The organism is Candidatus Neomarinimicrobiota bacterium (genome assembly GCA_022567655.1).
Lineage (GTDB): Bacteria > Fidelibacterota > SORT01 > SORT01 > SORT01 > JADFGO01.
This window is the reverse complement of the sequence record JADFGO010000001.1, coordinates 24,442-40,527: the sequence shown is the minus strand read 5'-3', so window position 1 is coordinate 40,527 and position 16,086 is coordinate 24,442. Positions and strand designations below refer to the sequence as shown.

The window sequence follows — 16,086 nt, the reverse complement described above, 5'->3', positions numbered from 1 at the left end:
GAAACAGATAGATGATTTCTTTTGAAAAATTTACTTTTCGCGCTCAGGAATCTCTGAAAAAAGCACAGGAGCTAGCTTCCGCGCTAAACAATCCGGAATTCACAAGCGGGCATCTTTTGAAAGCTATGCTTCTTGATGAGCAAAATACCACAATCGCGGTTATGAGTAAGCTGGGAGTTCAACCACAAAAGTTGATCGAATCGCTGGATAAACTGCTTTCCAAACTTCCAAAATCAACGGGAAGCGGAATCGGCAGCCCGCAGCTGTCACGCGAATTGGACGGGTTATTAAAAAGCGCCCTAAAAGAATCGGAAAATCTAAAGGATGAGTATATCAGCAACGAGCATTTGCTACTCGCGATGTCTGACGCAAACTCGGGTGGAGTGAGTGCCGTTCTCGCTGAACAGGGTGTGAGCAGAGAATCAATTCTGAGTGTATTACAGGAGATAAGAGGGAGCCAAAGAATAACCGATCAAAATCCTGAGGAGAAATACCAGGCGTTAAAAAGGTACGGAAGCGACCTGAACGAGCTTGCAAGCAAAGGCAAACTCGATCCCGTAATCGGAAGAGAAGAGGAGATAAGGCGTGTGATGCAGGTTCTTTCCCGAAGAACAAAAAATAATCCTGTTCTAATAGGAGATCCGGGGGTTGGTAAGACTGCAATTGTAGAAGGAATTGCGTTCAGAATAGTGAGCGGCGACGTTCCCGAAGGACTGAAAGATAAACGCATAGTTACGTTGGATATGGGTACTCTTATCGCCGGGGCGAAGTTCAGAGGCGAATTTGAAGATAGATTGAAAGCGGTCATAAAAGAGGTAGAGGAATCGAACGGTGATGTAATCTTGTTCATCGACGAGCTTCACACCGTAGTCGGCGCCGGCGCTGCTGAAGGATCGGTTGACGCAAGCAACATCCTGAAACCACCGCTCGCACGCGGGGAACTTAAGGTCATAGGAGCGACTACCATAGACGAGTACAGGAAACACATTGAAAAAGACGCCGCACTCGAGAGAAGATTCCAACCTATCATGGTGAACGAGCCGAACATAGAGGATGCAATAAGTATTCTGAGAGGATTACGCGACCGTTACGAGATACACCACGGTATTAAGATAAAAGACGCCGCACTCGTCGCCGCCGTAAATCTCTCGAACAGGTATGTCCCCGACCGTTTTCTTCCGGACAAGGCAATAGACCTTATCGACGAAGCGGCAAGTAGGTTGAGAATTGAAATTGACAGTATGCCCGCGGAACTCGATGAGCTCGAACGGAAGGTGACTCAGCTGGAAATAGAGCGAGCCGCTCTGATTAAGGAAGATGATTCAAAAAATAGAGTAAAAGAACTGGATAAGCAGCTGAAAACCCTTCATAAGGACGCCGAGAACTTAAGGGGACAGTGGACGGCCGAGAAGGTAGTAATCGGGAGACTCAGAGAAGTAAAAGAAGAGATAGAGTCTGCCCGAACCGCTTACGGCAAGGCTGAATCAGAAGGTGATTACGAAAAAGCCGCTGAGTTGAAGCACGGGAGGTTGATCGAGCTCAAGGCTGAAGCGGATAAATTAAACGATAACCTGAAAAAACTCCAGAAGGACAAGAGGCTGCTGAGAGAAGAAATAGATGAAGAGGACATCGCAGAGGTAATCTCTCAATGGACCAATATTCCTGTCAGCAGGATGATGGAGGGGGAACGTGATAAATTGCTTCACATGGAAGAAAGGCTCGGCAGACGGGTTATCGGCCAGCCGGAGGCGATTAAATCAGTATCTGACGCGGTCAAACGTGCGAGAGTCGGACTCCAGGAGGAATCACGTCCGCTCGGTTCATTTATTTTTATAGGTTCAACGGGAGTCGGCAAGACAGAACTCGCCAAAGGTTTGGCTGAGTTTTTGTTTGACGACGAAGATGCCATAATTCGGCTTGACATGTCCGAGTACATGGAGAAGCATTCAGTGTCGCGACTCATCGGCGCACCCCCCGGATACGTAGGATACGAGGAGGGCGGACAACTGACGGAAGCAGTTCGAAGAAAACCGTATTCGGTAATTTTAATGGACGAGATCGAAAAAGCCCATAATGATGTGTTCAATGTGCTGCTCCAGGCGCTTGACGACGGGCGCATGACGGACGGACAAGGACGTGTTGTGAACTTCAGGAATACGATATTTATAATGACCTCAAACCTCGGTTCCTCGATTATAGTTGAAAAATCGGCGCAGCTGACCTCGGAAAATGAACCGGAGATATACAAAGAAATCAGCGCCGAAGTACAGAAACTCCTACAGAGCACTTTCAAACCTGAATTTCTGAACAGGATTGACGACATAGTGGTCTTCCACCCCTTGACGGCTGAAAGCGTACGGAAAATCGTTAAGATTCAGCTGGATAGGATTTCGAGTAAGATAAGTGAGCAGGGCATAAAATTCTCGCTTGGGGATGAGGCGCTTGATATGCTTGCGGAAAAAGGATATGATCCCGCATACGGCGCAAGACCGTTGAAAAGACTATTGCAAAGGGAGATAACAGACAGGGTAGCAAACCTTATGCTGACCGGTGAAGCGAAGGCAGGAGATGAATTGGAAGCGCGCGTCAATGGCTCCGGCATTGAGGTTGTTAAGGTATAGGTTTGTTACCTGAACCCGAATTCCAAATATTATTCAAATCCGTCAGTAACCGTTTAAAAAGATAATTTGCATAAGAGCACTTGCATTTCTTTTAAAACATAATAAATTTCTCCACGCCAAAGGTGGCTTTTAATACGTCTCAATTGTTTAAAGAGTACCGCTGCCGGCAGGAAGGAGAATCAGACTTTTGATATTAAGGAGGAGTGATAAATGAAATTGATTAGTAACATTTGCTTAATGACAGCCGCGATCGTTATGCTGACATCCTGTTCTATTAAAGAAACAGATGTTGAGCTGTGGTCCAAGACAAAGAAGCTGCAATCTCAGGAGAAGTACGAGGAAGCATTGGAAACGCTTAAGAAACTATTGGATAACTATCCTGAATCAGAATACGCCTCTGAGGCGAGATTTATGTTAGCCGACGGTTTCGCAAACATTAAAAACGATTATCCCAAGGCGGTAGTAGAGTATAGACGGATAATCCTCGAATTCCCGGATTCTAATCTGGCGCCCAAAGCACAGTTTATGATCGGTTACATCTACGCCAATTATGTAAAGGACTATGACAAAGCGCAGGCGGCGTACCTGGAATTCAAGGAAAAATACGAGGGAAACGACCTTTCGGAGGCAGTGGAGTTCGAGCTGCAATATCTCGGAAAGGACCTTGACGATATAACCGAGTTAAAAAAGATAACAGGAACGGATTGAAGCTGAAGCAACTCGATCAGATTGATGGCGGACGAATTTGATGGCTGTTGATTTAGATAAATTACACTCGAAAATAGAAGTCGAGAGTCAATTTATTGATAAGATTGTAGCCGAGATCGATAAGGTAATAGTAGGGCAAAAAACGCTGATAAGACGGCTGCTCATAAGTCTATTGGCGGACGGACATATCCTTCTCGAGGGGGTGCCGGGATTGGCAAAAACACTTACTGTCAGCACGCTGGCGAAAGTGATCAAGGCTGATTTTCAGAGGATTCAATTTACTCCCGATCTTCTGCCTGCGGATCTGGTGGGCACCCTGATATTTAATCCGAAGGACGGTGCTTTCACAACGAGAAAGGGACCGATTTTCTCCAATCTTATACTCGCGGATGAAATTAACAGGTCTCCGGCTAAGGTACAAAGCGCTCTATTGGAATCTATGCAGGAAAGGCAGGTGACTATCGGAAAGGAGACGTTCCCGCTCCCGGTACCTTTCCTTGTTCTGGCGACCCAAAATCCTATTGAGCAGGAGGGAACCTATCCGCTTCCCGAAGCTCAGATCGACCGCTTTATGCTCAAGGTCATTGTTGACTATCCCGACAGGGCGGAGGAGCTGGAGATAATGCAAAGAATGGGAAATACAGGAGAGATACCGGAGGTGAATCCGGTCGTAACCACGAAGGAGATACTATCTGCCCGCAAAGTAGTCGACGAAGTTTATATAGACGAAAAGGTGGAAAGGTATATTGTCGATCTTACTTTTGCGACAAGAGACCCCGAGTCGGTCGGTTTAAGCGAATTGAAAGGATTGATCGCTTTCGGGGCATCGCCGAGAGCTTCTATTTTTCTCAGGCTTGCGGCGAAAGCCCATGCATTTATCATGCGCAGGGGTTACGTAACGCCGGAGGATATCCGGGCGATTGGAATGGACGTCATGAGACACAGGATTATATTGACTTACGAAGCGGAAGCCGAAGAGATGACTACGGAAATGATAATTGATCGAATTTTCGACGCTGTAGAAGTACCCTGATTTTTCATAAAATAGTTTTTCAAATCAAAAATGCTGCCTAAAGAAGTACTCGAGAACATTCGCCGGATAGAGATCGGGACAAAAGGTCTTGTGAACGAAATATTCAGCGGTGAGTATCACACGGTGTTTAAGGGACGCGGGATGGAATTCGCCGAGGTTCGTGAATATATACACGGAGATGATATTCGCAATATCGATTGGAACGTTACGGCGCGGGCCGGTACTCCCTTTGTCAAGATCTTCAGTGAAGAGCGCGAGCTCTCGGTAATGCTTGTTGTCGATATGAGCAGGTCGGGAACTTTCGGAAGCCGGCACCGGATGAAGGATGAAGTCGCTATCGAAATTTGCGCTCTGCTCGCCTTCTCCGCAATGAAAAATAACGACAAGGTCGGACTCCTGGTCTTTACCGACAGGGTGGAGAAATTTATTCCGCCCCGGAAGGGAAAGCAGCACGTTTTGAGGGTTTTAAGGGAAATCGTATATCATGAGCCCCAGAATAAGGGGACGGATATGAAATCGGCTCTCGATTATCTCTTAAGAGTTTTGAAGAGGCATTCCGTTGTTTTCATACTGTCTGATTTTATGGATGAGGGATATGAAAAACAGCTGAGGGTTACTTCGTCTAAACATGACACGATAGCGATAAAGATGACCGACCGACTCGAAGAGAATCTTCCCGATGTGGGGCTGATGTCTCTGGTCGATGCTGAAACGGGTGAAAACGTTGTAGTGGACACTTCAAACGCCAAAGTCAGAAATTCCTACGCCGCAATGAGAAAAGCAAGGAATGAAGGTTTGGAAAGAATGTTCAAGAAGATCAACATGGATTATATCACAATAATGACTGGCGAGTCATATGTGGAACCGTTATATAGATTTTTCCGGGAGAGAGCCAAAAGGATTCGATGAGATATTCTCTGATTTCGATATCACTCGCACTGTTTATTCTATCGTCGGAAAACAGGGGTTATTCACAGGAAGTTCAGGCTGATCTATTCCTGACACCGGAAACTTCAAAGGTCGGCGACCTCCTGCAATTAAAGCTCGAGCTAAAATTCGCCGACGGATATCAGTTTCAAATCCCCGACTTAAAAGTAGCGTTGCTTCCCATGGAGGTCGGCGATCCGCGGATTACGAGAGAACGAATCGAGGGCGGTATGACGGCTGAGATTCATTCATTTGAGACGTTCGTCTTTGATACAGGCAGGATCGTCATTCCTTCACAAAAAATAGTTTATTGGCATGAACTGGATGCGACCGATCGGAAGAACACGCAGACGGACACCGTTTGGATTTATGTTCAGTCGCTCCTCACAGCAGACGCTTCGGATATAAGAGATATTAAGGAGCCGATTGAAATTCCGCAGCCGTTCGACCGGTGGTGGCTCGTAATTCTTCTGTTAGCACTTCTTACAGTAGCGCTGATTGTGTATTATTTTTGGCGGAAAAGGAGTGATAAACCGATCGTTCCCTTCAAGAAGAAAAAAGATATCAGACCCGCTCACGAAATAGCGCTCGAATCTTTACGTATATTAAAAGAGAAAAGACTCATTGAAAATAATCAGGTCGACCGATATTACACCGCATTATCCAAGATTTTGAGAGAATATATCGAAAACCGGTATTTTCTAAAAGCGCTTGAAATGACTACTACGGAAGTGTTAGACGCTATCGAGAGGGCAGGGTTATACGAAAAGATAGGCGACGGTGTAAAAGAAGTGCTTAGTGAAAGCGATCTCGTGAAGTTTGCGCGCTTTATTCCGAATAAATCTGTCGGTGACAGATTGATTTCCGATACTGTCACAATGGTCGATAAGACAAAGATCGTTCCGGTAGTGAACAAATCGGGTCAAAAACCGATTAGTGTTTCGGAAGGGGAGGAAGAAACTTGATAGACGTTAAAAATTTGTCAAAGAGTTACGGTTCGTTCGAAGCTGTAAAAAACGTATCGTTCTTCATAGACAAGGGAGAGGTAGTCGGGTTTCTGGGGCCCAACGCCGCCGGTAAAACGACTATTATGCGCATACTCACCTGTTATATGCCCGCAACCGAAGGTTCTGTATCGGTCGGAGGGTTCGATGTATTTGATAATCCAATGAGCGTGAAAAAACGGGTCGGATACCTTCCCGAACATCCTCCGCTCTATTCTGAGATGACGGTGGACGGCTACCTGTCGTTTGTCGGTAAGATAAAAGGGCTGAGCGGTAAGGAGCTAAAATTAAGGCAGGAAGAGGTACTCGAAAGAACGAGTACTATAGAAGTCAGGAAGCGCCTGATAGCTAAATTGTCAAAGGGATATAAGCAAAGGGTCGGTTTGGCGCAGGCGCTGATACATGATCCTGAAGTATTAGTCCTCGATGAACCGACTGTGGGTTTGGATCCGAAGCAGATCATCGAAGTGAGAGAGCTCATCACCGAACTCGGTCAGGACCACACCATTATATTGTCTACTCATATCCTACCGGAAGTAAGCGCCACATGCGGCAGGGTAATAATTATCCACAAGGGTAAAATAGTAGCGGAAGATACACCGGAAAACCTTGTGGGAGGATTACAGGGTCACGAAAAACTCGAATTACAGATAATGGGACCATCCGAAAAAATCTCCAAAGCGTTGAGCGAAGTCGGAGGAGTTACAAGTCTGAAAAGCAGCGAAAAGGAAGATAGTACTGTATATACTTTGGAAATTGAAAGAAATTCTGAGGTGCGTGCTGCGTTGGCAGCCTCGGTTGTGAACAACGGGTGGGACTTGCTTGAGATGAAGTCGGTCGGGTTGAGTTTAGAGGAAATTTTCCTCCAGCTGACGACCGACGAGGAGGGAGAGGCGTGAGAAACGCATATCATATCTACATGAGGGAGCTTCGCTCTTATTTTGTCTCGCCGATCGCTTATGTAGTCATCGCCCTTTTCCTGACGATCAGCGGAATATTCTTCTATTTGCTTCTTCAGAGTTTCATAGAAATGAGCATGAGAATGATGATGCAGGCACAGCAGTTCAGGATGCAGGTTCCGGCGATGAACGTCAATCAGATGGTCGTGCGCTCCCTCTTCCTCAACATGAGCGTGATTACGCTGTTCATGCTTCCGATGATAACAATGAAGCTCTTTTCGGATGAGAAAAGGACAGGGACTATCGAGCTGCTCCTTACCTCTCCTATTACGAATTGGGAGATAATAATCGGTAAGTTCTTTGCGGCGCTGACAGTTTATCTGGCGATGATATTCGGTACGACAAGTTATATTTCGGTGCTGTTCATCTACGGAAATCCCGAGTTGATGCCTATCGTAGCGGGCTACATAGGTCTGGCGTTTATGGGAGCGTTTACTATAGCCGTCGGTACGTTCATCTCCTCGCTGACAGAAAATCAGATAATCGCCGCAGTCGGTTGTTTCGGAGCTATGATGATCTTATGGTTCGTGGGATGGGCGGCTAATTTTGTGGGTCCGCCATTCGGGGAAGTGCTGCGGTATATGTCGGTGATGGAACATTTTCAGGATTTTGCAAAAGGAGTCATAGACAGTTCTGACATTGCATTTTATGTGTCATTCGGATTTTTCAGTCTCTTCCTGACATATCAGGCGGTAGAATCGGCTAAGTGGAGGGGATAAGAGTTGGGAAATTATTCTAAATATATTATTTACGGCGCTTCTCTCTCTCTTCTCACGGGTTTGTTCCTTTATGTTGTGAATAATATATGGACTACTGCCGGAATAGTGTTCACTTCGGCGGGCGGCGGTCTGTTATTTTTGAATATCGTACTGAACCGAAGAAACGTTATGTCATTCATCGGCAAACGTTCCACAAAATACGGAGCGAATGCGATTATGCTCAGCCTGATTATTCTCGGAATACTTGCGCTGGGGAATTTCAGTTTAAAAAGACACAGCTGGAGAGTTGATACTACCTCATCCGGTCAATACAGTCTTGCGAAGCAGACAATAAGTGTGCTTAGGGGGCTTGAAAAAGAAGTCAAAGTAACAGCGTTCCAATCAGAGATGCAGTCAGGGCGAATTAGGGACCTGTTAGAGGAGTATTCGCATCACTCGGGTAAATTCATATACGATGTGATGGACCCGGATAAAAATCCGGATATAGCGAAAAAATTCGGTATAAAAAAATACGGCGAATTGGTAATTCAATCGGGCGGCAGAGAAGAGAGGATTCAAGACGTCAATGAAGAGAAGTTGACTAACGGGCTCATTAAACTGATCAGCGATAAAGCCCATAAAATATACTTCTTATCGGGTCATGGCGAAAAAAGTTTTGAGCTCTCGGTGGAGAACAGGGAATCACTCTCTCTGATAACGGGTGAGCTGAACAAGGTGAATTATCAGACCGAGACTCTGCATCTGTTTCAGCAGGATTCGGTTCCGGAAGATGCTTCGCTCGTGCTGATTGCGGGTGCGGAAAAAAGTCTCCTACCGCGCGAAGTGGGAGCGCTTAGGGAGTATCTGTCCGGCGGCGGCAGCTTAATGCTCATGTTTGAACCGAGAGTTGAAGATTCGGGGATAGACGAACTCCTCTCTGATATAGGCGTGACCCTTCAAAATGATATCGTCCTTGAGCAGAGCGCCTCATTTATTATATCCGGAGGAGGATTGAAAAGGAATATGCGTGTATCGCTCGAACCGACCGCCGCCGGATACGGTCAGCATAGAATAACGGAAGATTTCAGGTTAGCGAGCGCATTCCCGACCGCCCGGTCGCTGCAAGTTCAGGAAAACAGCGAATCCGGAGACTACGACTTAACGGAACTGGTTCTTACGAGCGGCAGTTCATGGGGAGAAACAGACTTTGCGCTGCTCGACAAGAACCAGGCGGGTTTTGACGAAAACAGGGACAATCCCGGACCGGTAGTGTTGGCTGTGGTAGGAAAAGTCAAAGAGGGCAGAGAGGGTGGTCGGATTATCGTTGTCGGTGATTCCGATTTTCCGTCGAATTCATATCTCGAACGCGCGCCGGGGAACAAAGACCTTTTTCTTAACATGGTCTCGTGGCTGCTCGAAGACGAATCACTGATCTCTATTCGGCCGAGGGACCCCGAAGACAGGCGGGTCAGCATGACGCTCAAGCAAACTAAGGTAGTGTTCTGGCTTCTGGTGGTTATGCTGCCGGTTTCTATTCTCGGGTTCGGAATCGGAGTGTACTTCAAGCGCAGGAAATATTAGATGAAGTTCAAATCTACCTGGCTGTTCGCCGGGATTTTACTTATCGCTGCATTAGCGGTTTATCTTCTCGATTACAAACCGGCAGAGGAAAAGAAAGCGGAAGAAGCGCTCGCAACCAGGTTAATTCAGTTCGAAACAGAAAATGTGGAGAATATCGACCTGATCTCGGAGCATGGTGAGTATTCGCTGTCAAGATCCGGAGACGGTTGGTTTATCGATTCTCCCGTGAGTGCAAAAGCGGATGGATCGACAATAAACAGTTTGCTCCGCGCGGCGAAAGGAGCAAAAACAGAGAGGCGGCTTTCCGGTGAGGATGATATAAATCTTCAAGTTTACGGGTTGGAGCCGCCGCTAATTTCCCTAAAACTCCGGATTTCCGACAGCACGTTCATCGGTTTTTCCCTCGGAGAGGAAAGCCCCACCGGCGATTATGTCTTTGCGTACCGATTGGAGGATAATCAGGTCTTCACTGTCTCAAAAAGTATATTTGCACAAACAAACAAAAAATTGTATGACCTGCGGAAGAAAAATGTTTTGGAGTTCAAGAATAAGGAAGTTCAAAGAATATCCGTAAAAACTGAAGGATTCAGCTACGAGATCGGAAGACTCGGAAGCGGTTTTATGATGGTTGAGCCCGTTGCGCTGGACCTCCAGTCGAACAAAGTGAATTCTTTTCTTTCAAGACTGTCCGGGGCTCGAGCCCGCAAATTCATAGACCATGATCAACCCGGTCCCGGGGTCACGGGACTCAACGACAGAGGAACTCATATCAGACTGGTTTCGTCCGTACCTCAAGGGGAGGTGAGTATAGTTATCGGGAATTCACTGAGAGAAGATGGTAAGCCGTACAGGTATGTCAGAGATAATTCCCGGCAGACTCTTATGCTGATAGATTCAAGCCTTGCCGGTTTTCTTGAAAAAGACCCCTTCGACCTAATCGTCAAGGACCTGTTAAAATTTGATAAGGAATCGGTGAATGCAATAGATATTAAGCATGGAAGTGAAGAGATAAGACTTGTAAAAGACGACAGCGTCTGGAGCGTAACGTCTCCTGAAATTTTCACCGCTGACAATGATAAGGTCGAGGAGATGATGGAGAAGTATTCGGCTCTGAAGGCAAGCGGTGTCGAGGAGTATGATCCTAAGATATTACAACTCTACGGTTTGATTTCACCCAGACTATCTATCATATTATGGCAGGATGACGTCGAAGCAAATTCAATTCTCGTCGGAAACACCGTTAACGATGAATCATATCTGAAATCGGGAGCATCTCCGCCGATTTACAGGATCAAGAACGATGCGCTCGAAGAATTGAAGGTATCGGCGGAGTATTTCAAAATTGAGGCTGAATAAGAGATGGAGTAACGCCTATACTGATTGTCGATCCGTATGCCGCTTTTTTCTGCGGCATTTTTATTTTGATATCGATTGATTCAAGTGTAAAAAAAGATATATTTAATACCGGATGTGCCGCCTAACTGAAGAAATTAAAATTCAGGTATTAATAAGAATATTGCTTTGTGATCAAAATGCCGGATAATTCACGATTCGTTTCTGAAGAGTTCATCAATGGAAAGGTGGTTATCTCCGGACCTTCGAGAACCGGTAAAAGCGAGCAGGTACTAAAACATGTAAACGCGCTTGCGCGAAGCGGGGAACGATTCTATCTAATTCTCCCGAGCGGTGATTACGTTCAACGCTATAAAAAGCTTATCGCAGGAAGTGCGGGCGGATATATCGGCAGCTCGGTGATGACGCTAAATTCATTGGTCGCAGTGATTGAAGAGGCGTCCGGTCGGAGGGATTATCGGGAAGTCCCCGGCTACATGTTGAATCATATGATCTCAGAGATTATAGAGAAGGCGGCAGATTCAAATCAACTAAGCTATTTCGGCGAGGCAGCGAAGCTGAATAGTTTCAGTTTAGAGCTTCAAAAGCTCTTTAGTGAATTCTTGCACTCACGGTTAAAGCCGGATGACCTGATCGGTCTCGGTTTTGAAGGGATGCTCAAGCAAAAAATTTCTGAGATCGGGTTGATCTATGGTGATTATTTGAATCGATGCCGGGAATCGGGCGATGGTGATTTTGACATCCGGCTGAGCAATGCGGTCGATATTTTAGAGTCAAACGAGGAACTTTTTAAAGATGTTCAGGCGGTTATCATCGACGGGTTCTATGATTATACCCTCTTGCAGCAGGAGTTATTTAAAACGTTGATCGGTAGAGTTAAAAACGTTCTTTTAACCCGGCTTCATGATGATGGAAGAGAAAAGGTTTTTAAGTTTGCCGATAGGATGAAGAGCTTCTATGAGGGGTTTAAAGAGAAACCCTCTAAGTTGGGGAAGTGGGATAATTCACCGATTGCGCTGATACGGGAAAATGTGTTTGAACCGGAGATCGAGTCGTCCGGCAAAAAGCAGGATATTCCGCTCAGAATTGTAGAAGAATCGAGTAAGAGAAAATTGGTCGAAGAATTAGCGCGCCGCATCAAACGGCTTATCATCGATGAGAATCTTTCACCCTCCGAGATAGGATTAATATACCGGAAAACGAACGAGTATGAAGGGTTGATCAGACTCATATTCCCGAGATTCGGGATTCCTGTTACGATCCGAAAAGGGAGAAAACTATCTTCGTATCCTCCGGTAATTTACCTGATGAAACTAATATCGCTAAATCCTGGAAATAACTTCGGCAGAGATGTCAGCACTGTTATCCGCTCTAATTATTCAAGGATATCTTTGGATGGGCAGATCGTGGATGCAGAAGCGATAGAAAGAGTTATGCGCGCTTCAGGCGCCAATGATTCCAGGGCTCTTTGCGTTCAAAAACTTGAAAATTACCAGAAAATTGCGTCAGCCGACCGGCATCTGACCGGCACAGGATTAAAAAATATTCGGTCTGCAATTTCTCAAATCAAAGCTGTCTTTAACAGAATATCACCGAAGACCGGATTCAATAAACCCGAAGTCTATCGATCCTACATTAATGACCTGATAAAGTTCTCAGGAATTGAGACCCTGCTTGAGGAGGAAGTCGCGAAAGGAAATATAACAAACAAAAAAATATTCGAGGAAGCGCGGACTCTGATTGGTGAGGTTGCTGATAATTTATCCGGGAAGAGTTTGAAGTATTCGGAGTTCATACGGTTTCTGAACATGGCAATAGAAAATAAGAAGATTCATGGCGATGAAGCTGAACCCGGCGGAGTCGAAGTCATGGACGTCATGAGCGCCCGCTGGATAAGGTTTAACACGGTCTTCATTTGCGGTTTGACTGAAAAGGAATTCCCGGTGGAAAAGCATTCTACCCGCATCATAAGCAACCGCGTCAGAAAGATAATTGACGACAAGCTGTTCACGATGCTGGAAAAAAACACCGAATCGATACAGGATGAAGAAAGATTACTTTACTATATCGCACTCAGCAGAGCTGACGAACAGGTTTTTCTCTGCTATCCTACTGTAGATTCTGAGGGTCGCGAGCTGCCGCGATCGATCTTTGTCGGGGAAACCGAGCGGGTTTATGACAGCCTCACCGACGGAGAAGAGCTCGCTCTTGAAAGCGGCGGAGTAAGAAAATTTCACGACTCATCTTTTCCTTCAGTGAGCGACGATGAGATATTACGGGCGCTGACATCCGTAGGTAAATCCGAATGGAATAACTTAGGCGATGTAGCTGTTGAAAAATCGAAAGTTCAAGTACTCGAAAATATGTTCGAGGCGACCCGGAGACAAGCTGTGCGTTCACCTTCATATTCGGGTATTATTGAAGACTCACAGGCGCTGAAGCTTCTTGCCGGGATTCAATCTGAAAAAGACAGATGGTCCGCCACAGAGCTGGAGCGATACGGGAAATGCCCGTTTTTTTATCTTGTTGAACAGATCTGGAAACTCGGCAAAGTCGATGAATTGGAAGAGGACGTCTCCCCGCTGGACAGGGGTTCGTTCTATCATGAGGTTTTGAAGAGGTATTACACTCTCGCCATAAAAGGTGAACTGAGTGATGATATTGAAGAAAAAAAGATAACAATGTCTGAATTGATATCGGAGATCGCGGGAGAAAAAGAATTAGAACAGCCGGGGATAGCTCCGATTCTATGGGAATTGGAGGTGAAGGAGGCAATGAACGCTCTCCTGAGTTTTCTGGAAAAGGAAGACTCACAACAGCCTTCAGCTATGTCTCCTCTTGCGGTTGAATTAAGTTTCGGCATGAACGTCAAAAACGAGGATTCAGAGTATTCCACCGATGCGGTTCTTCAGTTGGAGGATGAAGAATTCCCAGTAAATCTGAGAGGAAGGATAGACAGAATTGACGCGAACGCCGATAAAAGCGAATTTTCGATCATCGACTATAAATCGGGAAGTTCGATTCCAAACAGGGAAAAAATATTAAACGGCATTGCCCTTCAGTTACCGCTCTATGTGGAAGCAGTCCGGAAGTTGATTTTAAACCGATATAATTCTAAGCCTCTGTCGGGACAGTATTACGGTTTAAAGAATCTGACGCAAACGTACATATATGACAGTGCGAGAAAAGATAAAGGAATTTCATGGGCCGATGCTTTTAAAGTTACGAAAGAGTATGCGGGAGAATATGTCAGAAACATTAACATAGGTAAATTTCCGGTTGAGCCTAAAGATTGCAAAACACCGTGCGATTTTGTTGAAATATGCAGAATAGGAAGCAGTGCCAATCCGAATAATTCGGTAATATGATTCCTTTGTAATATCGGTTACATATATATTGTGGCATGCTAAAGTATAATGCACTTAATTAGACAATCAGATAACAGACAAAATAGGGGAAATAGAATGAAAATATTCAAATCAACTGCAGTAGTGATTCTTGTGATGCTTGCGACGGTCTCATTGTATGCGGAGGATAAAACCGTTGAAGGAGAACTCGTAGACGTAACGTGTTATATGGGCGGAGCAAAAGGTGAAACTCATCAAATGTGCGCCGTTGCCTGCGCAAAAAGAGGACAGCCTGTCGGCGTAGCCGCCAAGGACGGAAAGGTTTATAACCTGCTTGTGATAGCTCCCGGCATGGCAGATTATATGAGCAAACGAGTAAAGATCACGGGAGAGTATCACGCGGAATCACAATCGATCAAGCCGACCAAAATTCTTGTAAAGGATGGCCGGAAATGGACCGAGGTAGCAGTTCCAAAGCCAATGATGTAATAGTTTTAATTCCTCCCGACGAGCCCGCGAACTTTTGTTCGTGGGCTTTTCACTTTATTAAACCCCATATCAGAACAGCGGAGAGTCCGCCGCTGAGTGAGCAGAGTAAATTCACCATCTCGTTATCGATCCATTTAAACCCGGCAAAACGCGTTGTCGCTTTGCCGCAATGGTTGCGCTCTTCGGTAACTTTGCCGCAAACAACACAGGCGTATTTCGACTGAACGGTAGCACCGAGCAGACTGTCGGTCAGATTTCCGATAACTCCTCCTAATAACACAGCTGCCGATTCGGCGGATGCGAAATATACGGCTGCCTTAACGGGATAGAGAAGAGTTCCGCTCAAGGTCAGAGCGAAAGCTCCGGCAATTCCGCCTAAAGTTCCTGTAAGTGATAATCCCCCGGAGGTTCCCTTCGAGACATGTTTGAAATTCGTTATCAGACGTGGTCGAGTCCGGGAGAAAGAACCAATTTCAGTGCTCCAGGTGTCTGAAGTTGCCGCAGCGAGACTTCCGAGGAAAATCAAAGGCAAACCTTCATGAGGATAGAATATATACACAAACGCTGCGAGCGCGGCGATTCCTCCGTTTGCAGTTACCTGCATAGCGGTACGGGGGGGATGGCGGGTTCGTTCACGCAGGTTGAACAGCGTTCCCAAACGAGGAAGAATGCTGGAAAGAAGGAAAAACAAAACCAATGGCAGAATCCATCTGAATCCACCGGATATGAATATCAAAGTTCCGACCGTCATTGCCGCTGTCAGCCCGCTGTAGTCAAGAAATTTAAATTTGTACGATATGATGCCTAATATAAATGCGGTTAAAATCCAGAGCGTGAGCTGGTAATAGAAACTGTTGATATATAAATCTATGTTTACAGTGATAATAGAACCTCGATTGCTCTGAGTTTTATAAACTAATTTCTTTATCCTGTCGGCTGCTTCAATGTATAATTATCCATACCAGAACTTCTACATATTTTGATCAATCGAATTACTCCGGGAGCGGAAAAGGCATTAGAGGCACAACTTTTCTGAACGAAGCGTAAAGCAGACTCCGAAGGCCACGAAGGACTTCCTCGGAGAGTGTCTTCGACACAAGTCAACACGCACTCCAATTCTACCGGATAAACTGTTTGCCGAAGGCATCCCTTCGGGAAAAACAGTTTACTTGTTACAGACACATCTTCTTAACCCCCGACTTAAGTCGGGGGTTAGTGTGGATAAAGAATTATCATGGAACCCTTTTAAGGGTTTCCGATCCACCTGGCACCCGCCAGACCGATGTCCTGCCCGGCAAGCGGTCAGACGGGCGGGCTGGTTAGTCGGACAGGTCGGAATCCCGTTCCGGTAGACGGCTGCTTCTAA

The 16,086-nt window shown here is 45.8% G+C and carries 12 protein-coding genes; 11 read left to right on the top strand and 1 reads right to left on the bottom strand.

The window, feature by feature from the left end; all coding sequences use genetic code 11:
* Positions 1-14: 14 nt before the first annotated feature.
* The 11 genes from clpB (at position 15) to IID12_00135 (ending at position 14,720) form a co-directional block, all read left to right on the top strand.
* Positions 15-2,621, top strand: coding sequence for an ATP-dependent chaperone ClpB (gene clpB / locus IID12_00185; GenBank protein ID MCH8287509.1), 2,607 nt, complete (start codon positions 15-17; stop codon positions 2,619-2,621).
* Between the two features lie 210 nt (positions 2,622-2,831).
* The gene (locus IID12_00180) at positions 2,832-3,329 is read left to right on the top strand and encodes a tetratricopeptide repeat protein (protein ID MCH8287508.1); all 498 of its coding nucleotides are present in this window, start codon (positions 2,832-2,834) and stop codon (positions 3,327-3,329) included.
* Between the two features lie 40 nt (positions 3,330-3,369).
* The gene (locus tag IID12_00175; GenBank protein ID MCH8287507.1) at positions 3,370-4,362 is read left to right on the top strand and encodes an AAA family ATPase; all 993 of its coding nucleotides are present in this window, start codon (positions 3,370-3,372) and stop codon (positions 4,360-4,362) included.
* Positions 4,363-4,392: 30 nt separating this feature from the next.
* Entirely contained in the window at positions 4,393-5,271 is an 879-nt protein-coding gene (locus IID12_00170) for a DUF58 domain-containing protein (protein MCH8287506.1), read from the top strand.
* Entirely contained in the window at positions 5,268-6,254 is a 987-nt protein-coding gene (locus IID12_00165) for a hypothetical protein (protein ID MCH8287505.1), read from the top strand. Before IID12_00170 ends, IID12_00165 begins: the two co-directional genes overlap by 4 nt.
* Positions 6,251-7,192, top strand: coding sequence for an ATP-binding cassette domain-containing protein (locus IID12_00160; GenBank protein ID MCH8287504.1), 942 nt, complete (start codon positions 6,251-6,253; stop codon positions 7,190-7,192). The genes IID12_00165 and IID12_00160 overlap by 4 nt, the downstream gene beginning before the upstream one ends.
* On the top strand, positions 7,189-7,971 hold the full coding sequence (locus IID12_00155) for an ABC transporter permease subunit (GenBank protein ID MCH8287503.1): 783 nt from the start codon (positions 7,189-7,191) through the stop codon (positions 7,969-7,971). Before IID12_00160 ends, IID12_00155 begins: the two co-directional genes overlap by 4 nt.
* Positions 7,972-7,974: 3 nt before the next feature.
* Positions 7,975-9,531, top strand: a complete 1,557-nt coding sequence (locus tag IID12_00150; GenBank protein MCH8287502.1) for a GldG family protein — start codon at positions 7,975-7,977, stop codon at positions 9,529-9,531.
* Positions 9,532-10,887 (top strand): DUF4340 domain-containing protein, encoded by a 1,356-nt coding sequence (locus tag IID12_00145; GenBank protein MCH8287501.1) that lies wholly within the window; start codon positions 9,532-9,534, stop codon positions 10,885-10,887.
* Between the two features lie 176 nt (positions 10,888-11,063).
* Positions 11,064-14,252: a PD-(D/E)XK nuclease family protein gene (locus IID12_00140; GenBank protein ID MCH8287500.1), complete on the top strand. Its 3,189-nt coding sequence runs from the start codon at positions 11,064-11,066 to the stop codon at positions 14,250-14,252.
* Between the two features lie 96 nt (positions 14,253-14,348).
* The gene (locus IID12_00135; GenBank protein ID MCH8287499.1) at positions 14,349-14,720 is read left to right on the top strand and encodes a hypothetical protein; all 372 of its coding nucleotides are present in this window, start codon (positions 14,349-14,351) and stop codon (positions 14,718-14,720) included.
* A 49-nt stretch (positions 14,721-14,769) separates the two neighbouring features.
* Here the strand turns inward: IID12_00135 and IID12_00130 are convergent, their stop codons facing one another.
* Entirely contained in the window at positions 14,770-15,666 is an 897-nt protein-coding gene (locus IID12_00130) for a DUF92 domain-containing protein (GenBank protein MCH8287498.1), read from the bottom strand.
* Between the last annotated feature and the right edge of the window lie 420 nt (positions 15,667-16,086).

What these genes read in the sequence shown, in the direction of transcription:
- IID12_00180 (MCH8287508.1), top strand. Translation starts at nt 2,832, where the DNA reads ATGAAATTGATTAGTAACATTTGCTTAATGACAGCCGCGATCGTTATG.
- IID12_00170 (MCH8287506.1), top strand. Translation starts at nt 4,393, where the DNA reads ATGCTGCCTAAAGAAGTACTCGAGAACATTCGCCGGATAGAGATCGGG.
- IID12_00145 (MCH8287501.1), top strand. Translation starts at nt 9,532, where the DNA reads ATGAAGTTCAAATCTACCTGGCTGTTCGCCGGGATTTTACTTATCGCT.
- IID12_00135 (MCH8287499.1), top strand. Translation starts at nt 14,349, where the DNA reads ATGAAAATATTCAAATCAACTGCAGTAGTGATTCTTGTGATGCTTGCG.
- IID12_00165 (MCH8287505.1), top strand. Translation starts at nt 5,268, where the DNA reads ATGAGATATTCTCTGATTTCGATATCACTCGCACTGTTTATTCTATCG.
- IID12_00175 (MCH8287507.1), top strand. Translation starts at nt 3,370, where the DNA reads ATGGCTGTTGATTTAGATAAATTACACTCGAAAATAGAAGTCGAGAGT.
- IID12_00140 (MCH8287500.1), top strand. Translation starts at nt 11,064, where the DNA reads ATGCCGGATAATTCACGATTCGTTTCTGAAGAGTTCATCAATGGAAAG.